The 21,858-nt window shown below is 72.5% G+C and carries 23 protein-coding genes; 6 read left to right on the plus strand and 17 right to left on the minus strand.

All coding sequences use genetic code 11. The features are described from left to right. Window positions 1–93: 93 nt before the first annotated feature. The gene (locus tag ABZS37_RS17090) at window positions 94–690 is read left to right on the plus strand and encodes a TetR family transcriptional regulator (RefSeq protein WP_355170127.1); all 597 of its coding nucleotides are present in this window, start codon (window positions 94–96) and stop codon (window positions 688–690) included. 6 nt (window positions 691–696) lie between these two features. Here the strand turns inward: ABZS37_RS17090 and ABZS37_RS17095 are convergent, their stop codons facing one another. The 3 genes from ABZS37_RS17095 to ABZS37_RS17105 all read right to left on the minus strand — a co-directional run bounded on the left by ABZS37_RS17095 (window position 697) and on the right by ABZS37_RS17105 (window position 5,321). Beyond that, window positions 697–1,446, minus strand: coding sequence for a DUF2470 domain-containing protein (locus tag ABZS37_RS17095; protein ID WP_355169959.1), 750 nt, complete (start codon window positions 1,444–1,446; stop codon window positions 697–699). Window positions 1,447–1,532: 86 nt separating this feature from the next. Beyond that, complete coding sequence (locus tag ABZS37_RS17100; protein WP_355169961.1) at window positions 1,533–3,323, minus strand: ABC transporter ATP-binding protein; 1,791 nt, start codon at window positions 3,321–3,323, stop codon at window positions 1,533–1,535. Between the two features lie 114 nt (window positions 3,324–3,437). Further along, the gene (locus ABZS37_RS17105; protein ID WP_355169963.1) at window positions 3,438–5,321 is read right to left on the minus strand and encodes an ABC transporter ATP-binding protein; all 1,884 of its coding nucleotides are present in this window, start codon (window positions 5,319–5,321) and stop codon (window positions 3,438–3,440) included. A 174-nt stretch (window positions 5,322–5,495) separates the two neighbouring features. On the opposite strand from ABZS37_RS17105, the gene ABZS37_RS17110 reads away from it, so the two are divergent. The 3 genes from ABZS37_RS17110 (at window position 5,496) to ABZS37_RS17120 (ending at window position 9,164) form a co-directional block, all read left to right on the plus strand. After that, window positions 5,496–6,125 carry a TIGR03085 family metal-binding protein gene (locus ABZS37_RS17110; protein ID WP_355169965.1) on the plus strand — a complete coding sequence of 210 codons (630 nt, stop codon included), beginning with the start codon at window positions 5,496–5,498 and terminating at the stop codon, window positions 6,123–6,125. Window positions 6,126–6,323: 198 nt separating this feature from the next. Continuing rightward, window positions 6,324–7,199, plus strand: a complete 876-nt coding sequence (locus tag ABZS37_RS17115; RefSeq protein WP_355169967.1) for a terpene synthase — start codon at window positions 6,324–6,326, stop codon at window positions 7,197–7,199. 138 nt (window positions 7,200–7,337) lie between these two features. After that, window positions 7,338–9,164, plus strand: a complete 1,827-nt coding sequence (locus ABZS37_RS17120) for a long-chain fatty acid--CoA ligase (protein ID WP_355169969.1) — start codon at window positions 7,338–7,340, stop codon at window positions 9,162–9,164. 45 nt (window positions 9,165–9,209) lie between these two features. Here ABZS37_RS17120 and ABZS37_RS17125 read toward each other — a convergent pair whose 3' ends face one another. After that, a complete protein-coding gene (locus ABZS37_RS17125; RefSeq protein WP_355169971.1) occupies window positions 9,210–10,496 on the minus strand; it encodes a low temperature requirement protein A in 1,287 nt (428 codons plus the stop codon). Window positions 10,497–10,679: 183 nt separating this feature from the next. Continuing rightward, complete coding sequence (locus ABZS37_RS17130; RefSeq protein ID WP_355169973.1) at window positions 10,680–12,137, minus strand: PLP-dependent aminotransferase family protein; 1,458 nt, start codon at window positions 12,135–12,137, stop codon at window positions 10,680–10,682. Between the two features lie 59 nt (window positions 12,138–12,196). Here ABZS37_RS17130 and ABZS37_RS17135 point away from each other — a divergent pair, with 59 nt between their 5' ends. Together ABZS37_RS17135 and ABZS37_RS17140 are read left to right on the plus strand one after the other, a co-directional pair. Further along, window positions 12,197–12,883, plus strand: a complete 687-nt coding sequence (locus ABZS37_RS17135) for a hypothetical protein (protein ID WP_355169975.1) — start codon at window positions 12,197–12,199, stop codon at window positions 12,881–12,883. Window positions 12,884–12,984: 101 nt separating this feature from the next. Next, the gene (locus ABZS37_RS17140) at window positions 12,985–13,446 is read left to right on the plus strand and encodes a hypothetical protein (protein ID WP_355169977.1); all 462 of its coding nucleotides are present in this window, start codon (window positions 12,985–12,987) and stop codon (window positions 13,444–13,446) included. A 5-nt stretch (window positions 13,447–13,451) separates the two neighbouring features. On the opposite strand, the gene hisF is transcribed toward ABZS37_RS17140, so the two are convergent. From hisF to hisD, 12 genes are all read right to left on the minus strand, one after another. Next, complete coding sequence (hisF, locus tag ABZS37_RS17145) at window positions 13,452–14,219, minus strand: imidazole glycerol phosphate synthase subunit HisF (protein WP_354994822.1); 768 nt, start codon at window positions 14,217–14,219, stop codon at window positions 13,452–13,454. A 73-nt stretch (window positions 14,220–14,292) separates the two neighbouring features. After that, window positions 14,293–15,291: an NADP-dependent oxidoreductase gene (locus ABZS37_RS17150; RefSeq protein WP_355169979.1), complete on the minus strand. Its 999-nt coding sequence runs from the start codon at window positions 15,289–15,291 to the stop codon at window positions 14,293–14,295. Between the two features lie 46 nt (window positions 15,292–15,337). Next, window positions 15,338–15,769, minus strand: coding sequence for an organic hydroperoxide resistance protein (locus ABZS37_RS17155; RefSeq protein WP_355169981.1), 432 nt, complete (start codon window positions 15,767–15,769; stop codon window positions 15,338–15,340). Window positions 15,770–15,774: 5 nt separating this feature from the next. Beyond that, window positions 15,775–16,221 (minus strand): MarR family transcriptional regulator, encoded by a 447-nt coding sequence (locus tag ABZS37_RS17160; RefSeq protein ID WP_355169983.1) that lies wholly within the window; start codon window positions 16,219–16,221, stop codon window positions 15,775–15,777. Window positions 16,222–16,305: 84 nt separating this feature from the next. After that, window positions 16,306–16,695, minus strand: a complete 390-nt coding sequence (locus ABZS37_RS17165; RefSeq protein WP_355169985.1) for a RidA family protein — start codon at window positions 16,693–16,695, stop codon at window positions 16,306–16,308. Beyond that, window positions 16,692–17,417, minus strand: coding sequence for a bifunctional 1-(5-phosphoribosyl)-5-((5-phosphoribosylamino)methylideneamino)imidazole-4-carboxamide isomerase/phosphoribosylanthranilate isomerase PriA (gene priA / locus ABZS37_RS17170; protein WP_355169987.1), 726 nt, complete (start codon window positions 17,415–17,417; stop codon window positions 16,692–16,694). The genes ABZS37_RS17165 and priA overlap by 4 nt, the downstream gene beginning before the upstream one ends. Window positions 17,418–17,433: 16 nt before the next feature. Beyond that, a complete protein-coding gene (locus ABZS37_RS17175) occupies window positions 17,434–17,757 on the minus strand; it encodes a hypothetical protein (protein WP_355169989.1) in 324 nt (107 codons plus the stop codon). A 36-nt stretch (window positions 17,758–17,793) separates the two neighbouring features. Continuing rightward, window positions 17,794–18,429: an imidazole glycerol phosphate synthase subunit HisH gene (gene hisH, locus ABZS37_RS17180; protein WP_355169991.1), complete on the minus strand. Its 636-nt coding sequence runs from the start codon at window positions 18,427–18,429 to the stop codon at window positions 17,794–17,796. Then, on the minus strand, window positions 18,426–18,599 hold the full coding sequence (locus tag ABZS37_RS17185) for a hypothetical protein (protein ID WP_355169993.1): 174 nt from the start codon (window positions 18,597–18,599) through the stop codon (window positions 18,426–18,428). Before ABZS37_RS17185 ends, hisH begins: the two co-directional genes overlap by 4 nt. A gap of 117 nt (window positions 18,600–18,716) precedes the next feature. Next, window positions 18,717–19,328: an imidazoleglycerol-phosphate dehydratase HisB gene (gene hisB, locus ABZS37_RS17190; RefSeq protein ID WP_204941261.1), complete on the minus strand. Its 612-nt coding sequence runs from the start codon at window positions 19,326–19,328 to the stop codon at window positions 18,717–18,719. 37 nt (window positions 19,329–19,365) lie between these two features. Continuing rightward, window positions 19,366–20,454, minus strand: coding sequence for a histidinol-phosphate transaminase (locus tag ABZS37_RS17195; RefSeq protein WP_355169995.1), 1,089 nt, complete (start codon window positions 20,452–20,454; stop codon window positions 19,366–19,368). Continuing rightward, window positions 20,451–21,773 carry a histidinol dehydrogenase gene (gene hisD, locus ABZS37_RS17200; protein WP_355169997.1) on the minus strand — a complete coding sequence of 441 codons (1,323 nt, stop codon included), beginning with the start codon at window positions 21,771–21,773 and terminating at the stop codon, window positions 20,451–20,453. Before hisD ends, ABZS37_RS17195 begins: the two co-directional genes overlap by 4 nt. Window positions 21,774–21,858 lie beyond the last annotated feature (85 nt).

The following is a 21,858-nucleotide window of genomic DNA, read 5'->3' on the forward strand; positions in this document are numbered from 1 at the left end:
CTGCTGGTCTACGTCGCTGACCTGCCCGCGAAAGAGGCCATCGCGACCTCGCGGCCGGCCCACGGCGCCCCCAGGTGGACGAACGAGGTGGCGATGACGCGGCGGACCGGCCGGCGACCAGGCAACCCGGACACCCGGGAGGCGATCCTCGACGCGGCGCGGACGGCGTTCGCCGAGCGTGGCTTCGACGCCTCCTCGATCCGCGCCATCGCCGCCATCGCCGGGGTCGATCCGGCGCTGGTGCACCACTACTTCGGCAGCAAGGACCAGCTCTTCCTGGCCGCGATGAACTTCCCGGTCGATCCGGGCGAGATGCTGCCGAAGGTGCTCGCCGGCGACCGGGACGGCCTCGGTGAGCGCCTGGTGCGCACCTTCCTCGCCGTCTGGGACTCCCCGGCCGGCAGCGCCGCGCAGGCGCTGCTGCGCTCCGCGGTGAGCAACGAGTGGACCGCGCGGCTGCTGCGCGACTTCGTCACCACCCAGATGCTGCGCCGGGTGCTCGATCACCTCGAGGTCGACCCTGCCCAGCTGCCGCTACGCGGCTCCCTGGTGGCCACCCAGCTGATCGGCCTGGCCATGATCCGGCACATCGTGCGGATGGAGCCGGTCGCCTCTGCCGACCCGGAGACCCTGGTCGCCGCGATCGGCCCCACCATCCAGCGGTACCTCACCGGACCACTGCCGTCCTAGAGGCGATCAGCCTGGCGGGCGGGCCTCGGCTGGGCGGCGCAGCGGCGGCAGCAGCCGGGCCAGATCGGTCGGGTCCGCCACGGGGCAGGGAAAGGCCAGCCGGATCCGACGCCGGGCGCCCGGTCGACCGAGGGCGACCACCAGCCCGTAGCGATCAATGCGCACCACCCGGGGCGGGCCGTCCGGGGTCTGCTCGGTCAACCCGAGCTGCCGGCGCAGGTACTCGGTCACCTGGGTGCTGTCGCGCTCGGCGAGGTCGGCGAGCAGGCGCGCCTCGACCGGGTGCACCGGGTCCGGTTCGGCCTCGGCGTACTCCCCCGGGTCGATCCGGTGCACGACGCCGGCCCGCTCCCAGCGGACCTCGACCACCTCGAAGCGGTACAGCCGGAACCGGGTGCCCAGGTCGAGCAGGTCGCCGGTCGGCTCCACCACGGCGAAGTCGACCGCCGCGTGGCGGGCCTCGTCGCCGTGCAGCTCGGCCGCCCAGCCGGAGACCCATGCCCGGCCCAGAGCGGGCGCGCCGGCGGCGGGCGGCAGGTCGAGCACGTCGAGCACCACCGCGACGTCGGTGCCCCCGGCAACCGGTTGCAGCGCGGTGGCCAGGTGGCTGGCCACCGGGACCAGCAGCAACACCCGCCCGTCCGGGTCGGTCACGTGCCGGGCGTGGTGCGGGCCCGGCCGGTGGGCCAGGTGGACGAGACCGGGCAGCCGGCCGGCGACGAGGGTACGAACGATCTCGGCGGGGGTTGGCCGCATGGGCGCGACCTCCTTCAAAGGTTAGGCTTACCTAACCCGGAGCCTAGAGCACCCGGCCACCGGCGTCCACCACAACCGCTCCCTCATTACCGGGTCTGCTCCAGCCAGGAGGCGTAGAGCAGGCCGTATGTCGAGTCGGCATCGCGGACCAGCTCGTCGTGCGGGCCGCGCTGCACCACCCGACCCCGGTCCACCACGATCACCTCGTCGGCGGCCTGCGCCGTGGAGAGCCGGTGCGCGATCGCGAGGGTGGTCCGACCCCGGGTGACCGCGTCCAGGGTGCGCTGCAACCGCACCTCGGTCGCCGGGTCCACCGCACTGGTCGCCTCGTCCAGCACCAGCAGGTCCGGGTCGGCCACGTACGCCCTGGCCAACGCGACCAGCTGCCGCTCCCCGACGCTGAGCGCCTCGCCGCGCTCGCCGACGGGCGTGTCCAGGCCCGCCGGCAGACCGTCCAGCCAGTCCGACAGGCCCAGCTCGGTGAAGGCGGCGCTCAGCTGCTCGTCGGTCAACTCCGGCCGGGCGAACCGGACATTCTCCCCCACTGTCGCGTCGAAGAGGAACCCGTCCTGCGGCACCATCACCACCCGGGAGCGCAGCGAGTCGAACCGGACCTCCGCCAGCGGCACCCCGGACAGCAGCACCGCCCCCGCCGACGGGTCCATCAGACGGGTGAGCAGTTTGGCAAAGGTGGTCTTGCCGCTGCCGGTCTCGCCGACCACCGCCACCCGGCTCTTCGCCGGGATCTCCAGATCGATGTCGTGCAGCACCGGCGGGCCACCCGGATAGGCGAACCGCACACCGGCGAACCGGATGTCCAACGGCCCGCCCGGCAGATCCCGCCCCTGCTCCCCCGGGTCGGCCACGTCCGGGGCGACGTCCAGCACGTCCAACACCCGACGCCAGCCGGCGATCGCGTTCTGCGCCTCGTTGAGCACCTCGGTGGCGATCTGCACCGGCTGGATGAAGAGCGTCACCAGGAACAGGAACGCGGTCAGCTGGCCGATCGACAGCGTGCCGCCCACGCCCAGCGTCACCCCGAGCACCACCACACCGGCCAGTGCCAGCCCGGCGGCCAGCTCGCCGACCGAGCTGCCCACGATGCTGATCCGGATCGCCCGCTGCTGCGCCAGACGCTGACCGTCGATCGCCTCGTCCAGCCGCCGCGAGGTGCGCCCCGCGACGCCGTACGCCCGGATCACCGGCGCGCCCACCACGCTCTCGCCGATCGCGCCGAGCAGCGCGCCGGTGCGCTGGCGCACCGTCGCGTACGCCGTGCCGAGGCGGCGCTGCAACTGCCGGATGACGAACACCGCCGGCAGGAACGCGGCCAACACCACCAGGGTCAACTGCCAGGAGTACGCGAGCATGACGGCCGTGGTGACCACCAGCTGACCGAGGTTGACCAGCAGGATCACCCCGCCCCACTGGAGGAACTGGGTGATCTGGTCGACGTCGCTGGTCACCCGCGAGACCAGCGAGCCGCGCCGCTCCGACTGCTGGTGCAACATCGACAGGTCGTGCACGTGCCGGAACGCCCGCGTCCGTACGTTGGCCAGCGCCGTCTCGCTGACCGTGAACAGTCGCCGCATCATCAGATAGCCGCAGATCGTCGTGATCGTCAGGATCGCCGCGGTGATCGCGACCACCGACCAGACCACGTCCAGATTCAGGCCACCGACGATGCCGCGGTCGATGCCCTGCTGCACGGCGACCGGCACGGCCACCCGACCGACCATGTAGACCAACGCCAGGACCAAGGTGCCGGCCAGGCCGGTCCGCAGCTCCGGCGAGAGCGCCAGACCCCGGCGCAGGGTCTGCCAGGTCGTCTCCTCCCGCACCACGGGCTCGTCAGTCTTCCCCGTCGTCGCACTCACCGGTCCAGCCTTTCGTTCGCGACTGCGGGGCTCCGCTTCGCTGCACTCCTCGCGCTCACCGTGCTGGCCTTTCGTTCGCGACTGCGGGGCTCCGCTTCGCTGCACTCCTCGCGCTCACCGGTCCACCTCGATTTCCAGGCCCGAGGGCAGCGGCGCGACCTCGTCGCCGTATGGGCTTTCCTGCGCGCGCTCGACCTCCGCCTGCTCGTAGGCGGTGACCAGGTCGACGTAGCCGGGCACGGTCGCCAACAACTCGCTGTGCGTGCCCCGGGCCACCACTCGTCCCTGCTCCACGTAGATGACCTCGTCGGCGAGCGCGATGGTGGCCCGGCGGTACGCCACCACCAGGATCGACGCTGCCGGCACCCCCGGCTCAGCGGTCGACGACCGCAGCCCGGCCAGGATGGCCGCCTCCACCCGCGGGTCCACCGCGCTGGTCGCGTCGTCGAGCACCAGCAGGCGCGGCCGGCCGGCGAGCGCGCGCGCCAGGGTGAGCCGCTGCCGCTGCCCGCCGGAGAGCGAGGTGCCCCGCTCGCCGACCATGGTGTCCAGACCGTCGGGCAGCGCGGCGACGAAACCGTCCGCCTCGGCCAGCCGCAGGGCCGCCCAGACGGCCTCGTCGTCGATGCCCGCCCGGTCGAGGGCGATGTTGGCGCGGACCGTGTCGTCGAAGACGAACGGCACCTGGGCGACCAGGGCCACCGTGCCGGCCAGCGACGCGGCGGTCAGCTCGCGCACGTCCACCCCGTTCAGGGCGACCACGCCGGAGTCCGGGTCGACGAGTCGCACCGCCAGCGAGGCGATGGTGGACTTACCGGCGCCGGTCGGCCCGACCAGGGCCACCGTCCGACCGGCTGGCACCGTGAAGCCGACCTCGCCGAGGACCTGCACGCCGGGCTGGTGCGCCTCAGCGGGCGGGTAGGAGAAGTGCACGTCGCTGAAGGTGAGGGTGGCAGGGCCGGGGCTGGCAGGGTCGAGCACGCGCTGCCCGTACGCCATCTCGCCGGTGGCGTCGAGGACCCGGCGGACCCGGTCCCAGCCGGCGACGCTGCGCGGCAGCTCGGCCAGGACCCAACCGATGGCCCGCACCGGAAAGGCCAGCACGGTGAAGAGGAAGGCCACGCTGACCAGTTCGGTCACGCTGATCGCGCCCTGGCGCAGCCGGAACGCCCCGACCACCAGAACGGCGAGGGTGCCGAGGCTGGGCAGCGTCTCCAGCAGCGGGTCGAAGACGCCGCGCAGCCGACCGACCGCGATCAACGAATCGCGCAACTCGCCGGCACGGTCCGCGAACCGGGCGGTCTCCTGGGCCTCGCGGCCCATCGTCTTGACCACCAGGGCGCCGTCGAAGCTCTCGTGGGCGATGCCGCTGACCTCGGCGCGCAGGCGCTGCGCCCGGGCCTGCCGGGGCGCCATGCGGCGGGAGTAGACGACGTTGAGCGCGAACAGCGCGGGGAAGACCGCGAGGCCCACCAGGGCGAGCGCCCAGTCGGTGGCGAAGAGCGAGACGATCGCGCCGACCAGCATCACCACCGTGCCGACGGCGAAGGGCAGCGGCGCGATGGGGTACCAGGCCGCCTCCACGTCCGAGTTGGCGTTGGACAGCAGCGTGCCGGTCGAGTTGCGGTGGTGCCAGGACAGCGGCAGCTCCAGGTACCGACGGGTGACCCGGCGGCGGTAGGAGGCCTGGAGGCGGTACTGCATGTAGCCGGCGCCGAGCCGGCGGCCGACGATGCCCGCCACCCGCAGCACGCTGATCCCGAACAGAGCGGTTGCGGCCAGCGCCAGGGTGCCGGCGCCCACCTCGCCGCGAGCGATGGCCGGAAGCGCCACGTCGCCGATGACCGTCCCGACGACCCGCGCACTGACGATGATCATCCCGCCGAACAGCACGCTGCCGACGACCGCCACCGCGAAGATCCGTGGCTGCTCGCGGATCGCCTGCCGCAGGACGCCCATCCCCCGACTGAGCACGTCCCGACTTGTCCTGCTCGCCACGCTCTCCCCCGCCGTAAGCCGCAATTATCTCCCTCATCCTTACCGGTCCGGACCGGCACCGCCGACCCGGACCGGATATGTCGACCGTCACGTACCGGATGGGCGGCGAGCGGCAAACGCCGACCAGGCGACCGCTGTCGCGCGCCGGCGGGCCGGCGGGCCTACGATCGGGCCATGCCGAGGTACGCCCGAGCCGAGCGCGAGGCGCTGGCCGATCTCCTGCTGGCCCTCGGGCCGGACGCCCCGACGATCAACGAGGGCTGGGCGACCCGTGACCTCGCCGCGCACCTGGTGCTACGCGAGCGCCGCCCGGACGCGGCGGGCGGGATCCTGCTGCCGCCGCTGCGTGGCTACGCCGAACGGGTCCGTCGGCAACTCGCCGCGCGGCCCTACCCCGAGCTGGTGGCGCAGGTGCGACGACCGCCGCTGTGGAGCCCGGTCAGCAACCCGCTGACCGACGAGCTGGCCAACACGATGGAGTTCTTCATCCATCACGAGGACGTGCGGCGCGCCGGCTCCGGATGGCAGCCGCGTGACCTTCCCACCGGTCTGCAGAGCACGCTCTGGAAGCGTGTGGTCCCGATGGCTCGCCTGGCACTGCGCCGCTTTCCGGCGGACCTCTACGTGCAGGCGCCCGGTCACGGTGAGATCTCCGTCGGTCGCGGTGGCGAACCGCTGCGGGTGGTGGGTGCCCCGGCCGAGCTGGTGCTGTTCCTCTCTGGCCGGCAACGGGTGGCGAGGGTCCAACTGGACGGTTCGACGGATGCCTCGCGACGACTGCGCGCCGCCGGCCTGGGCATGTGACCATCGGCATGTGAACGGTCACAATTCCATTGTGGAACTTCCACACCCAGTGACGCTGGCTGATACCTGCTCCCGTACGCTTCACCGCGCCGTCCCGCCCAGGGCGGCACGAGGTGGGGGCGTACTGTGCGGAGTTTCGCGATCTCGGCGCTGCGGCAGCCCCCGTTTCCCACTGGACGCCATGGGGCCACTGAGCAGGTGGCGAGCGAGAGCGTCGAGTGGGCGCGCGCGTTCGGGCTGGTCGATTCGAGCCACCGTGTGCACCGGCTGCAACGGGCCGACGCCGCCGGCCTGGCGGGCCGCGCCTGCCCGGACGGCTCGGTGGACGGGCTGCGGCTGCTCACCGACCTGATCAGCTGGCTCTTCGTGATGGACGACGCCTGCGACGAGGACGGCCTCGGCGCCGACCCGGTCCGGCTGGGGCCGGCGATCAGCACTCTGCTCGACGTGCTGGACCGGTGCGGCGACCCGGACGTCGTACCGCCCGCCATGGGGCCGCTGGGTGACGCGCTGCACGACCTGTGCCGTCGGACCCGGCTGTACGGCCGTGCGGCACTGCTGCTGCGGTTCGTCAGCCAGATGCGGGAGTACCTGCTGGCACTGCTCTGGGAGGCGGGCAACCGGGAGCGTCGGCGGGTGCCCGAGGTGACGGAGTACGTCCAACTGCGCCGGCACATCGGCGGCGTGCACCCCTGCCTCACCCTGACCGACCTGGCGTCGGCACAGCCACCCGGGGCGGCCCAGCGCGCCGATCCGGCGCTGCTCGCCCTGGATCTGCTGGCGGTGGACCTGGTCTGCTGGTGCAACGACCTCTTCTCCTATGGCAAGGAGAGCCAGGCCGACCCGGACGCGCACAACCTGGTGACGGTGATCGCCCAGGACAGCGGCGCGGACGAGGCGGCCGCGCTCCGGGCCGCGGCGAACCGGTTCAACCAGGGGTTGGCGGCGTACCTGGATGCGGAGGAAGCGCTGCTGGCCAGCGGGAACGACGGGATGCGCCACGCCCTGACCGCCCGACGCAACTGGGTCCGGGCCACCTACGACTGGTCACTCGTGGCTGCCCGGTACGCCTGATTCGACCGTACCGGTTGGTGGGATGGGACGGCCAGACGATCACCAGGGCTAGCCGATGCACGGTGCCAGGCAATACTCTTCGGTAACCATCATGACGTGACGATCGTCACGCCACCACCCCCGAAGGCGGCTACAGCGATGGCTCTCGATGTACCGTACCGTTCCATCCCGGACATGTTCCTCAAGCGCGTGGCGGCCACCCCCGACCACAACGCGTTTGCGTCCCCGGCCCCCGACGACTCGGGGCCCGTCTGGCTGACCTGGCACCAGGTCGGCCAGCGCGCCAAGGCGGTCGCCGCCGGCCTGCACGGCCTGGGTGTCGGCCAGGAGGACCCGGTCGCGATCCTCGCCAACACCCGACTGGACTGGGTGATCGCCGACCTCGGCATCATGTGCGCCGGCGGTGCGACCACCACCGTCTACCCGACCACCGAGCCGGCGGACGCGACATACATCGTCGCCGACTCCGCGTCGAGGGTGCTGTTCGCGGAGAACCCGGCCCAGGCGGCGAAGATCGCTGGCGCCAACCTGCCCGCGCTGACCCACGTGGTGCTCCTCGACGGTGCCGTCGACCCGGCCGCCGCGATTCCGCAACTGACGCTCGCCGAGCTTGAGGAGCGGGGCACCGCCGCGCTGGCCGCCGAGCCCGATCTGATCGACATGCTCGTGGCCGGCATCGGCCCGGACCACCTGGCCACCCTGATCTACACCTCCGGCACGACCGGCCGACCCAAGGGCGTCGAGCTGCTGCACGGCGGCTGGTGCTGGGAGGCCGTGGCGCAGGAGGAGGTCGGGCTGCTGCGTGACGACGACCTGCAGTACCTGTGGCTGCCGCTGGCCCACTCGTTCGGCAAGACGCTGCTCTGCGGCGCCATCCACGTCGGGCTGCCCACCTACGTCGACGGGCGGGTGGACAAGCTGGTCGACCTGCTGTCGGTGATCCGGCCGACGCTGATGTGCGGCGCTCCCCGGGTGTTCGAGAAGGTCTACAACCGGGCGGTGACCACCGCGCAGGCCGGCGGCGGCGCGAAGGCGAAGATCTTCGCCTGGGCGGTCGGCGTCGGCAAGGAGAAGGTGACCCTGGAGCAGGCCGGCAAGCCGGTGCCGGGCGGGCTGAAGCTGCGCTACGGGCTGGCCGAGAAGCTGGTGTTCAGCAAGCTCCAGGCCCGCCTGGGCGGCCGGATGCGGGTGCTGGTGTCCGGCGCCGCGCCGCTCAGCCCGGAGATCGCCACCTTCTTCGCCGCGGCGAACCTGCCGATCTCCGAGGGCTACGGCCTGACCGAGACCAGCGCCGGGAACTTCGTCAACCCGCCCGCCGGGCTGCGGATCGGCACGGTGGGCCGGGCGATGGGTGATCTGGAGTGCCGGATCGACACCGACGGGGAGATCCTGGTGCGTGGTCGGCCGGTGATGCGCGGCTACCACAACCTGCCGGAGGAGACCGCCGCCGCGTTCACCGAGGACGGCTTCTTCCGTACCGGCGACATCGGCACCCTCGACGAGCAGGGCTACCTGCGGATCACGGACCGCAAGAAGGACCTGGTCAAGACCTCGGGCGGCAAGTACATCGCACCGTCGCACATCGAGGGGATGTTCAAGGCGATCTGCCCGTACACCTCGCAGGCGGTCGTCGTCGGTCAGGCCCGCAACTTCTGCACGATGCTGGTCACGCTGGACCCGGACGCGATCCAGGGCTGGGTCGCCGGCGGTCCGCTGGAGGGACGCAGCTACACCGAGATCGCCGCCTCGCCGGAGGCTCAGACGATGGTCGAGGAGTACGTCGCCCAGCTCAACGCGAAGCTCAACCGCTGGGAGACGATCAAGAAGGTGGCCATCCTGCCACGCGACCTGACCATCGAGGACGGCGAGATCACCCCGTCCTTGAAGATCAAGCGGCGTGGTGTGGAGAGCAACTTCGCCACCGAGATCGACAAGATGTACGCCGGCACCCTCGCCGAGCTCTGATTCCACCGAGGGTCCCGTGTCCGGCTCCCCGCCGGCACGGGGCCCTCACAGGTGATGGCCGCGCCACCTCGTCTGGTCCTCCTCCACGGCGAGCTGCTCCGCCAGCGCCACCTCCCGGACCCCGCGCCGGCGCTGGGCGTCGACGATCGTCTGCGCCCCCACGGCCAGCCACGTGGCCACGGCCAGCATGGTCAACGCGAACAGCTCAGGCAGCGAACCGGCCACCGGCACCAGCACGAGCAGCAGCAGGATTCCGCCGATCGTGGGCCAGCGGGGAACGGCGAGCATTTTCCGGCCGAGCACGATGAGCGTGAGCAGATAGAGCGCGACCCCGCCGTAGAGCGCCAGCAGGTCGAAGTTCGGCAGCGGAACCCCCCAGCTCGGCCTGCCGACGTCGGCTCCCTCGTGGATCAGCCCCTTGAGTCCGAGCGCGAACAGGATGACGCCGGCGATGACCGGCAGGTGCAGGTAGGTGTAGACGTCGCGGGCCAGGGCGGCGCGGGTGGCGGGGTCGCGGGTCCGGTGCAGGGTCTGTTCCATGCCGAGCGCCAGGGTGTCGAAGTACGCCCACCACAGCGCTGCGGCCACCGCGACGCCGAGCACCGCGGCGACGAGCGCCGGCCAGGTCAGCGGCAGAATCGCGCTGCCGCCGGGAGCGAGCCCGAGCGCGATGATGGCCTCGCCGAGGGCGACCAGGACGATCTGGCCGTGCCGCTCCGCCCAGTGCCCGGCGGAGAGCACCGTCCAGCCGGTGCCGCGCAGCGTGAACCCAGCCCCGTACTCCACGGCCAGGGCCGCGAGCCAGAACGCCAGCCGGACCAGCCCCTCGGCTGCGCCGTCGAAGAGCCGTTGCGGCAGCAGCGCGGCGACGACGATGAGCGACGTGGCCAGCAGCGGCGGCAGGGCGAACAGTCGCCAGCGTCGGCGCAGGTCCCGGTTCCGGCGACCGGCCCAGATGAAGATCGACGTCTCGCTCATCCGGACCAGGAAGTAGCCGGCCGCGAAGACCAGCGGGCCGGGCAGCCCGCCGGAGCGGTCGACGAACGCCTTCGGCAGGCTCAGCGCCAGCACGAAGGCGGCGGCCATGGTGGCGAAGCCGACCAGCGGGACGATGCCCTGGTCGGTACGGACCAGGTTGCCCAGCACGGCGAACCCCGTCCAGCACCACCAGAGCAGCGCCAGCACCACCAGGCACCGGACCAGGCCGCCAACGGTCGGATTGCCGGCGGTGACGGTGGTGACGTTCAGAAAGGCGAAGACGAAGATCAGGTCGTAGAAGAGTTCGAGGCGGGTCGCCCGGGAGCCCGGCGCGCTCCGCTGGACCCCACGCACCCTCGCACCCTCGCCCACCAGCAGATTGTGGCAGTCACGATCGGGCCGAAGGCACGTTCCCGGCAGACCGGTGGACCGCGGCGATGCCCGCTCACCCTCTCTCGGGCGGTCCGCGACGAGCGCGGACCGGTTCGGGGCAACCTGGCCGGAGGTCGGTCCCGGTCGGTCACAACCGGCGGCGGCTCAGGCGATGACGGCCGGCTCCCGCCAGCGCTGCCGGCCGGTGCGGTCCAGGTCGTAGCGGACCGCGGCGATCCGCCCCACGGCCTCCACCAGGTCGGCGGCGGGCAGGGTGAACGGCAGCCGCAGGAAGCGCTCCAGGGTGCCGTCCAGGCCGAACCGGGGGCCGGGTGCCAGTCGTACGCCGACCTCCTCGGCGGCCCGGGCCAGCGCGCTGGAGACCGGGCCGTCCAACTCGGCCCAGAGCGTCACACCGCCGCGCGGCACGGTGACCCGCCAGTCCGGCAGGCGGTGCGCCAGCGCGCCGAGCAGGGCGTCGCGCTGGACGGCCAACTGGACGCGACGGTCGGCGACGATGGCGTCGGCGTCGGCGAGGAGGTGCACGGCGACCAGTTGGTCCAGCACGGGGCTGGCCATGTCCACCCCCACCCGGACGGCGGCCAGCCGCTGCACCTGCGGGGCGGAGGCGCGCACCCAACCGATCCGCAGGCCACCCCAGTAGGGCTTGCTCATGCCGCCGATGCTGACCACACGGCTGTGTCGGTCGTAAACGGCGACCGGGGGTGGCAGCTCGGTGCCGTCCAGCGGGAGATCCACGAAGGACTCGTCGATGACCAGGTCGGTGCCGACGGCGTGGGCGGCGGCCACCACCCGCTCCCGTAGCGAGGCGGGCATCAGGTGACCCGTCGGGTTCTGGAACTCCGGAATCAGGTAGGCCAGGTTGGGCCGGGTCTGCCGGAGGCTGCCCAGCAGCAGATCGGGTTCCCAGCCGCCGGCGTCGGTGGCCAGGCCGTGGGTGGTGATCCGGGCCCGCCGGCCGGCCAGCGCGGCGAGCGCGTTGGGGTAGGTCGGTGACTCGACCAGCACACTGCCGCCAGGAGCCAGGGCGAGCCGCAACACCAGGTCCAGTGCGTGCTGGGTGCCGCTGGTGACCATGATCTGGTCGGCGGAGGTGGGCAGACCCCGGGCGGTGTACGCGTCGGCCACCGCCTCGCGCAGCTCGATGATGCCGGTCGGGTGGTAGCCGGCGCCGCCCAGGTAGCGGGGCAGATCATCGGTGGCGGCTCGGGCGGCCGCCAGCAGTTGCGGCGGGGCAGCCAACGCGGCGACGCCGAGGTCGATCATCTCGCGGTCGTCCAGCGGGGTCCACAGGCCGGTGCTGGCCACCCGGTGGTTGCCGGGCAGCATCGTCCAGCTGCCGGCGCCCCGACGGCTGGCCAGGTGCCCGGTCTCGCGCAGCTGCCGGTACGCGGCGGTGACCGTGGTCCGGCTGATCCGCAGCGCCTCGGCCAGCTCCCGTTCGGCGGGAAGGCGGACGCCCAGCGGCAGCCGGCCGTCGGCGAGCAGGCCGCGTACCGTGCCGGCCAGGGCGGCGTAGTCGGGGCTGCGCCGACGGCCCGGCAGGGCGTGCCACTGCCCGAGCAGGCGGGCCAATTGGACGCCTCGAAGCTCACCCGCCATGGCCACTCCTCGGATATTGGCCTCTTCCTCCGCGAGGATTGGCACCTAGGGTGGCATGCATGGCACTGATTGGCAATCTTCGGCACCGGCCGGTGCGACGGTTGGTCCAGCTCTACGTCGGGCTGGTCCTCTACGGGGTGAGCATGGCCCTGATGATCCGCTCCGGCCTGGGCCTCGATCCGTGGGACGTGTTCCACCAGGGGTTGTCCGAGCTGACCGGGCTCTCCTTCGGCACGGTCACCATCGCGGTCGGCGCGCTGGTGCTGCTGCTCTGGATCCCCCTGCGGCAGCGACCGGGTCTCGGCACGGTCAGCAACGTGGTGGTGATCGGTCTGGTGGTGGACGCCACACTGGCCCTGATGCCGTCCGGCGGCCCGCTCTGGGTGCGGATCGTGCTACTGGTCAGCGGGATCGTCGCCAACGGTGCCGCCACCAGTATGTATCTCGGCGCCCAGTTGGGTCCGGGCCCGCGCGACGGGCTGATGACCGGCTTCGTGGCCCGCCGGCCCGGCTGGTCGATCCGGCTGGTGCGCACGGTCATCGAGGTCACCGTGCTGGCGCTGGGCTGGCTGCTCGGCGGCACGGTCGGCCTGGGCACCGTCGCGTACGCGCTGGCCATCGGCCCACTGGCACAGCTCTTCATGCCGCTCTTCGCGGTGCCCGGACCCGCCGCACCGGACGCGCCCACATCGGAGGCCGACGCACCCGGACCGGGCACCGCCGCGCCGGTCGCTCCCGCCGGCTGAGCCCTCACCGACCGTCCGCGAGCCGGCACGCCGTGGTGGTGCGGTGTGCCGGATGGAGGGTGGGTGTTCCCTTCCGCGACGCGCGCCGTCATCATCTCTGCATGGGGGAGAACGGTTGGCGCTGGACGGACGCGTGGATCTTCGTCTCGCTGGTCATCGCGAGCGGGGCCGGGCGGCACCATCGGTCCGCGACCAGTCGACGGCCGGAGGGCGTCCGTCTGACCGACGTGCTCTCCACCGCCGACCATCTCAACCACGCGATCCCGCAGCGACACGAGGTGGAGGCCGCGGTCCAGCGGCTGGTCGGCGCCGGCCTGGTCAGCGTCGCCGACGGCTGGTTCCGGATCACCGCCGAGGGTGAGCAGCTCTGGCGGACCCGGCCGCGTGCCGGTGTGGCGACCATGGTGGACACCGTGCAGGGCGTGCTGACCCGCCGGCACGCGCCGGGCAGTGCCGACTGGAGCCTGGACGAGGCCGACCACGCGGCAGCCGTCCAGGAGTACGCCGTCCGCTCGATCCCTACGCCCCGCCGGTCACCGGAGGGGCACTCCAGCGGGCACTGACCGGCTCAGCGCACCGGGTGGCCGCTGTGACGCAGCGCATCCTTGACCTCGGCCACGGTCAGCTCGCCGAAGTGGAAGACGCTGGCGGCGAGCACCGCGTCCGCACCAGCGCCGATTGCGGGCGGGAAGTGGGCCACCTCGCCGGCGCCGCCGCTGGCCACCACCGGCACGTCCACCACTGCCCGCACCGCGGCAATCAGCTCCAGGTCGAAGCCCGCCTTGGTGCCGTCGGCGTCCATCGAGTTGAGCAGGATCTCCCCCGCGCCCAGCTCGGCGCTCCGGTGCGCCCACCGCACCGCGTCGATCCCGGTGCCACGCCGACCGCCATGCGTGGTGACCTCGAAGCCACTGGGTGTGCCGCCGCCCGGCGCCCGGCGTACGTCGAGGGACAGCACGAGCACCTGGCGGCCGAACCGGTCGGCGATCTCGGAGATCAGCTCCGGCCGGGCGATGGCGGCGGTGTTCACGCCCACCTTGTCCGCCCCGGCGCGCAGCAGCGTGTCGACGTCGGCGACCTGCCGCACGCCACCACCGACGGTCAGCGGGATGAACACCGACTCGGCGGTGCGGCGCACCACGTCGAGCATGGTGCCCCGGTCGCTGGAGGACGCGGTGACGTCGAGGAAGGTCAGCTCGTCGGCGCCGGCCCGGTCGTACGCGGCAGCCAGTTCCACGGGGTCGCCGGCGTCGCGAAGGTCGAGGAAGTTGACCCCCTTGACCACCCGTCCGGCGTCCACGTCCAGACAGGGGATCACCCGTACCGCCACCGTCATGCCGCGAGCCTATCGTCCGCACATGGCACGGCGGCCGACCCGATCGGGTCGACCGCCGCAAACGAGGTCCGGGTCACACCCGGACGAGCATCTTGCCAAGGTTCTCGCCGCGCAGCAGGCCGAGGAACGCCGCCGGGGCGTTCTCGATGCCGTCCACGATCGTCTCGTCGTAGGACAGCGTGCCCTCGCGCAGCCAGCCGGCGACGTCCTGGATAAACGCCGGACGGACGTGGCCGTGGTCGCCGACCAGGAAGCCGCGCAGGGTGAGCCGCTTGCCGATGACCAGCGCCAGGTTGCGCGGCGCGGCCGGTGCCTCGGTGTCGTTGTACTGCGCGATCATGCCGCAGATGGCGGCCCGTCCGTGCAGGTTCATGGCCGAGATCGCCGCCTCCAGGTGATCACCGCCGACGTTGTCGAAGTAGACGTCGACGCCGTCCGGGGCGGCCGTCCGCAGCGAGTCGCGGACCGGCCCGTCGTGGTAGTCGAAAGCCGCGTCGAAGCCCAACGCCCGCAGCCGCTCGACCTTGGCCGGCGAGCCGGCGCTGCCGATCACCCGACCGGCACCCTTGAGCTTGGCGATCTGACCGACCAGGCTGCCGACCGAGCCGGCCGCGGCGGAGACGAAGACCGTCTCGCCGGGCTTCATCGCGGCCACCTCCAGCAGCCCGGCGTACGCGGTCAGCCCGGGCATGCCCAGCACACTGAGGTACGCGCTGACCGGGGCGAGGCTCGGGTCGACCTTGCGGGCGGCGGTGGCGTCGAGCAGCGCGTACTCCCGAAAGCCCAGCCCGTGCAGGACGGTGTCGCCGACGGCGATGTCCGCCGCCTCGCTGGCCACCACCTCGCCGATCGCGCCACCGTCGAGCGGCGCGTCGAGCGCGAACGGCGCCACGTACGACTTGACGTCGTTCATCCGTCCGCGCATGTACGGGTCGACGGACATGTACTGGTTGCGGACCACGATCTGGCCCGGGCCGGGCGTCGGGACGTCGGTCTCGACGAGCCGGAAATTGTCCTCGGTGGGCCAGCCCTGGGGGCGGCTGGCCAGGTGGATCTGGCGGTTGCTGGTCATGGGATGGTCGTCCTCTCGTCCGCGGTGGGGGCCTGGGTCCGCAACGTCAGGCGGGCAGGGTCTCGCGGACGGTCAGCGTGACGTCGACGTTGCCGCGGGTGGCGTTGGAGTACGGGCAGACCTGGTGGGCCTGCTCGATGACCTGCTCGGCAATCTCGCGGGGCACGGCGGGCAGGTCGACGACGAGCTGCACGGTGAGCCCGAACCCGCCGCTGCCGTTCGGGCCGATGCCGACCTCGGCGGCGACGACGGAGCCGGTCACGTCGGCCTTGGCCCGGCGGGCCACCAGCCGCAGCGCGGAGTGGAAGCAGGCCGCGTAGCCGGCGGCGAAGAGCTGCTCGGGGTTCGCGGCACCACCGGCGCCACCCAACTCCTTCGGCGCGGCCAGGTCGAGGGCGAACGTGCCGTCGGAGGTCTCGACGCGGCCGTCCCGGCCCTCGCCGGTGGCGATCGCGGATGCGGTGTAGAGAACCTGCATTATGGTCACTGCTCCTTCTGTCGGTGGATGGTGTCGGTGACCCGGGTGAGGGTGTCGCGCAGCGCGACGAGCTCACCGAAGCCCAGCCCGGTGGCCTGCGCGATCCGCAACGGGACGTCGCAGAGCTGCTCCCGCAGCGACCGGCCCTGCTCGGTGAGGCCCACCTCGACCCGCCGCTCGTCAAGGACCGACCGCCGCCGGACCACCAGGCCCGCCCCCTCCAGCCGCTTGAGCAGCGGGGAGAGCGTGCCGGAGTCCAGCCGCAGCTCGGCGCCCAGCTCGGACACCGTGGGGGCGTCGTCGGGCCGTTCCCAGAGCACCAGCAGCACCAGGTACTGCGGGTAGGTCAGCCCGAACTCGTCGAGGATCGGCCGGTAGACGTCGGTCAGGGCGCGCGACGCCGCGTAGAGGGCGAAGCACACCTGCCGGCGCAGCACCAGATCATCGGTCACCGTCGAACCGTAGCCCACAATTAGATTGTGCACAACCGATCGAGCCGACGGTCGGCCATGACAACGGTCACCGCCGAGCCGACCTCAGCGACCGCCGAGGTACGCCTCCAACTCCACCTCGACCAGGTGCTCCGGGTCCAACAGACCGGCCACCACCACCAGCGTCGCAACCGGCCGGACCGCGCCGAAGACCGCGTTGTGCGCCCGGCCCACCTCATCGGCGTGCAGCCGGTCGGTCACGTACATCCTGGTCCGGACCACGTCGCCCGGTTCCGCACCCACCTCGGCGAGCGCGGCCAACCCGATCCGCAGCGCCTGGGCGGTCTGCGCGGCGGCGTCACCGACGTGCACCACCCGGCCGTCCACGGTGGCCGTGCAGCCGGCCGTCCAAGCCTGGTCACCGGCACGAACCACCCGGGAGTAGCCGTACCGCTGCTCCCACGGACCACCTGAGCCGAGCCGGGTGGTCGTCACGCCTCGGCCAACGTCCGCAGCGCCTCGGCCACAGTGAAGGCACCCGCGTAGAGCGCCTTGCCGGCGATCACACCCTCCACCCCGACCGACTCCAGGGTGGCCAGCACCCGTAGATCGTCGAGTGTGGACACCCCACCGGAGGCGATGACCGGCCGGTCGGTACGAGCACACACCTCGCGCAACAGGTCCAGGTTCGGCCCCCGCATCGTGCCGTCCTTGGTGATGTCGGTGACCACGTACCGGCTCGCGCCCGCCTTGTCGAGGCGCTCCAGCACCTCGTACAGGTCACCGCCGTCGCGGGTCCAACCACGCGCGGAGAGGGTACGACCACGCACGTCCAACCCGATGGCGACCCGGTCGCCGTACTCCCCGACCACCCGGTCACACCAGACCGGGTCCTCCAGGGCGGCGGTGCCGATGTTCACCCGGGCCGCCCCGGTGCCCAGCGCCGCGCGCAGCGACTCGTCGTCCCGGATGCCGCCGGAGAGCTCCACCTTCACGTCCAACTGGCGCACCACCTCGGCGAGCAGGTGCGCGTTGGTGCCCCGACCGAACGCCGCGTCCAGGTCGACCAGGTGGATCCACTCGGCGCCGTCCTGCTGCCAGGCCAGCGCGGCGTCCAACGGGTCGCCGTAGATGCTCTCGCTACCGACGGCGCCCTGCACGAGCCGCACGGCCCGGCCGTCGGCGACGTCCACAGCGGGTAACAGGGTGAGACTCAAAATTACTTCTCCTCGATCAGGTACGACGGTCCAGGGCGATCACGACGATCGCCGGCAGTACGAGCAGCAACAGCACGATCAGCGCGATACGCAACGCCAGGTTGTCGACGAACGTCCAGATCAGAAGCAGCGCCGCGCCGGTGAGCAGCACGATCGCGGCCCGCTCACCCCGGGTGTGCCGGGCCAGCCGCCCGGAGCGGCCCCGCCGCACCCGCGGCGTCAACCGGCGGACCACCGCGCGGCGGCGCTGCCGGCGAGCCACCTGACGCTGCCGAACCGCTCGCTCCCGGGCCTGCTCCGCCTCACGCACCGCCCGCCGACGAGCCCGCTCCCGGCTCACCGCGACGCCCGTCGGTCGGGCACCGGGCGACGACGCTCAGTCACCGCTGGGCAGCGTGGAAAGCCAGTTGCGCAGCAGCGCGGCACCGGTGTCGGCGGACTTCTCCGGGTGGAACTGGGCCGCCGAGAGCGGACCGCGCTCCACGGCGGCGACGAAATCCGTGTCGTGGTGGGCGGTGGTCACCGTGGCACCGGCAGCGGCCAGCGCCGCCGGATCACCCATCGCGTACGAGTGGACGAAGTAGAACCGGCCCTGCTCCGGCAGCCCAGCGAACAGCACCGACTCCCGGGGGGCCCGGACCGTGTTCCATCCCATGTGCGGCAACCGGGTGGCGGCCAGCCGCGTCACCCCGCCGGGCAGCAGCCCGAGGCCCTTGGTCACCACACCGTGCTCGTCGCCGTGCTCGAAGAGCACCTGCATGCCCACGCAGATGCCGAGCACCGGCCGGCCGGCGGCAACCCGCTCGGCGATCACCGGGCCGGCGCCGAGCGCCTCGATCCCCGCCATGCACGCGGCGTACGCGCCCACGCCCGGCACCACCAGACCATCGGCGTCGGCCGCGACGCCCAGGTCGTCGGTCACCCGTACGTTCGCGCCGGCGGCAGCCAGCGCACGCTCCGCCGAGCGCAGGTTTCCCGAGCCGTAGTCGAGCACCACCACGTCGACGGTCACGAGCCCGACCCCGGGATCAGCCGGAGCACCCCGGCGGCCGTGGCGAGCACCGCGAGCAGCGCGGTGATGACCACGGCGGGCTTCGGCGCGCCCTGGCGGTACAGCGACCAGGTGCCGCCCACCAGCACCCCGGCCAGGATCAGCAACAACGTCGGCAACGCGGCTCCCATCAGCGCCACCTTTCATTCGCGACTGCGGGGCTCCGCTGCGCTGCACTCCTCGCGCTCATCAGCGCCACCTTTCATTCGCGACTGCGGGGCTCCGCTGCGCTGCACTCCTCGCGCTCATCAGAGAGCGCCCTTCGTGCTCGGGATCGCGCCCGCCGCCCGCGGGTCGATCGCGGTGGCCTCGCGCAACGCCCGGGAGACCGCCTTGAACTGCGCCTCCACCACGTGGTGCGCGTCCGGGTGACCGCCCGGCCGGGCTGCCCGCAGCACGTCGACGTGCAGCGTGACCCGGGCCGCCTGACCGAAGGACTCCCAGATGTGCCGGGTCATGCTGGTCGCGTACACCGGCCCGATGTACGGGGCCAGCACCGGCTCGTCGTGCACCACGTACGGCCGGCCGGAGAGGTCCACCGCGGCCCGGACCAGCACCTCGTCCATTGGCACCGTCGCCGAGCCGTACCGTCGGATGCCGGCCTTGTCGCCGAGCGCCTGGTCGAACGCGGCGCCCAGGGCGAGCGCGGTGTCCTCGATGGTGTGGTGCGCGTCGATCTCCAGGTCACCCACGGTGCGCACGGTCAGGTCGTAGCCACCGTGCCGGGCGATCTGGTGCAGCATGTGGTCGTAGAAGCCGACGCCGGTGCTGATCTCGGCGGTGCCGGTGCCGTCGAGGTCGATCTCGACGAGAACCTTGGTCTCCTTGGTGATCCGCTCCACCCGGGCGGTCCGGCTCATTTCTTGCCTTTCGGTCGCGACTGCGGGGCTCGCAAGCTCACTCCTCGCGCTCCCACTGCACAGTCTCCATTGCAGAAAGGAAGGCGTCGGTCTCGGTGGGGGTGCCGGCGGTCACACGCAGCCAGCCCGGCAGGCCGACGTCGCGGACCAGCACCCCCTGTGCCAGCAGGGCGTCCCAGACAATGGTCTGGTCGCCGCCCACCTCGAAGAGCACGAAGTTGGCGTCGCTGTCGGCGACCCGCAACCCGCGCTCTCGCAGCGTCGCCACGATCCGGTCCCGCTGCACCATGATCGCGCTCACCGTACCGAGAAGGGCATCGCGGTGGGACACCGCCGCGCGCGCGGCGGCCTGGGTCAGCGCGGAGAGATGGTACGGCAGCCGGACCAACTGCACGGCCTGCACCACCGCCGGGTCGGCGGCCAGGTAACCCAGCCGCCCGCCGGCGAAGCCGAACGCCTTGCTCATCGTCCGCGTGACCACCAGCCGCGGGTGGCCGGGCAGCACCGCGAGGGCGCTGACCGTCCCGGGTCGGGCGAACTCGGCGTACGCCTCGTCGACGATCACCATGCCGGGCGCCGCGTCGAGCACCGCGGCGATCACCGCCGGGTCCAGTGCGGTGCCGGTGGGGTTGTTCGGCGAGCAGAGGAAGACCACGTCGGGCCGGTGCTCGCGGACCTGGGCGACCGCCTCGTCGGCGGTCAACCCGAAGTCGACGCCGCGCGCGGCGGGCACCCACCGGGTGCCGGTGCCGAGAGCCAGCAGCGGGTGCATCGAGTACGCCGGAACGAAGCCGAGCGCAGTGCGCCCCGGCCCGCCGAACGCCTGGAGCAGCTGCTGCTGAATCTCGTTGGAGCCGTTGGCCGCCCACACCTGATCGACCGTGAGCCCGTGCCCGAGATAGTCGGCCAGGTCGGCGCGGAGCGCCACCGCGTCCCGGTCCGGGTATCGGTTGAGCTCGCGCAGCTCGGCCGCGAGCGCCTTGCCGATCGCCTCGACCACGGGCTCGGGCACCGGGTAGGAGTTCTCGTTGGTGTTGAGCCGCACCGGCACGTCCAGCTGCGGCGCCCCGTACGGCGACAGCCCCCGCAGGTCGTCACGGATCGGCAGATCGTCCAGGTTGGTCATGCCGTCCCTCCCGGGAAGCGGGCCTGAACCGCCTGGCCGTGCGCGGGCAGGTCCTCCACGGTAGCCAGGGTGACCACGTGTGGGGCCACGTCGCGCAGCGCGGCCTCCGTGTATTCGATCAGGTGCACGCCGCGCAGGAAGGACTGCACGGACAGGCCGGAGGAGTGCCGGGAGCAGCCGCCGGTGGGCAGCACGTGGTTGGAGCCGGCGCAGTAGTCGCCGAGCGACACCGGCGACCAGGCGCCCACGAAGATCGCCCCGGCGTTGCGGACCCGCAGCGCCCACTCCCGGGCGTCGACCGTCTGGATCTCCAGGTGCTCGGCCGCGTACGCGTCGACCACCCGCAGCCCCGCCTCAAGATCGTCGACCAGGACCACGCCGCTCTGCTCGCCGGTCAGCGCCGTGGTCACCCGCTCGGTGTGCTTGGTCGCCGGCACCTGCCGGGCCAGCTCCCGCTCGACCGACTCGACCAGTGCCAGCGACGGCGTGACCAGCACGCTCGCGGCAAGCGGGTCGTGCTCGGCCTGACTGATCAGGTCGGCGGCGACGTGCGCCGGATCGGCCGTGTCGTCGGCCAGGATGGCGATCTCGGTCGGCCCGGCCTCGGCGTCGATGCCGACCACGCCGCGCAGCAGCCGCTTGGCGGCGGTCACCCAGATGTTGCCGGGGCCGGTGATCAGGTCGACGGGGTCGCACCGCAGGTCACCCGACGGGTCGACCGCCGCGCCGTACGCCAGCATCGCCACCGCCTGGGCCCCGCCCACCGCGTACACCTCGTCGACGCCGAGCAGCGCGCACGCGGCGAGCACCCGGGCGTCAGGCAGGCCACCGTTGTCCTTCTGCGGCGGGCTCACCACCACCAGCGAGCGCACCCCGGCCGCCTGGGCGGGCACGACGTTCATCACGACGGTCGACGGGTACATGGCCAGGCCACCGGGCACGTAGAGGCCGACCCGGTCGACCGGCAGCCACCGCTCGGTGACCGTGCCGCCGGGCACCACCTGCGTGGTGTGGTCGGTGCGCCGCTGGTCGTCGTGCACCCGACGGGCCCTGGTGATCGACTCCAGCAACGCGGCGCGCACACTCGGGTCGAGCACCCCCTCGGCCTCGGCGATCGCCTCGACCGGCACCCGCAGCACCTCCGGGGAGATGCCGTCGAATCGCTCGCTGGCCTCCCGGATCGCCGGGTACCCATGCTCCCGGACCGCCTCCACCAGAGGTCGGATCCGCTCGACGGCAACCGACACGTCGAGCTGGGCACGGGGCAGCAGGCGGCGCGGGTCACCGAGACCGTTGCGCAGGTCGATCCGATTCAGCACCCTTGCGAGTCTAGGCGGCTGGTCCGGAGCCCACCCGAGCCGCCCGGCCGTCGGGACGGTGAGCCGGGCCACGCCCACGGCGGCG

Source organism: Micromonospora sp. NPDC005413 (genome assembly GCF_040606435.1).
Classification (GTDB): Bacteria; Actinomycetota; Actinomycetes; order Mycobacteriales; family Micromonosporaceae; genus Micromonospora.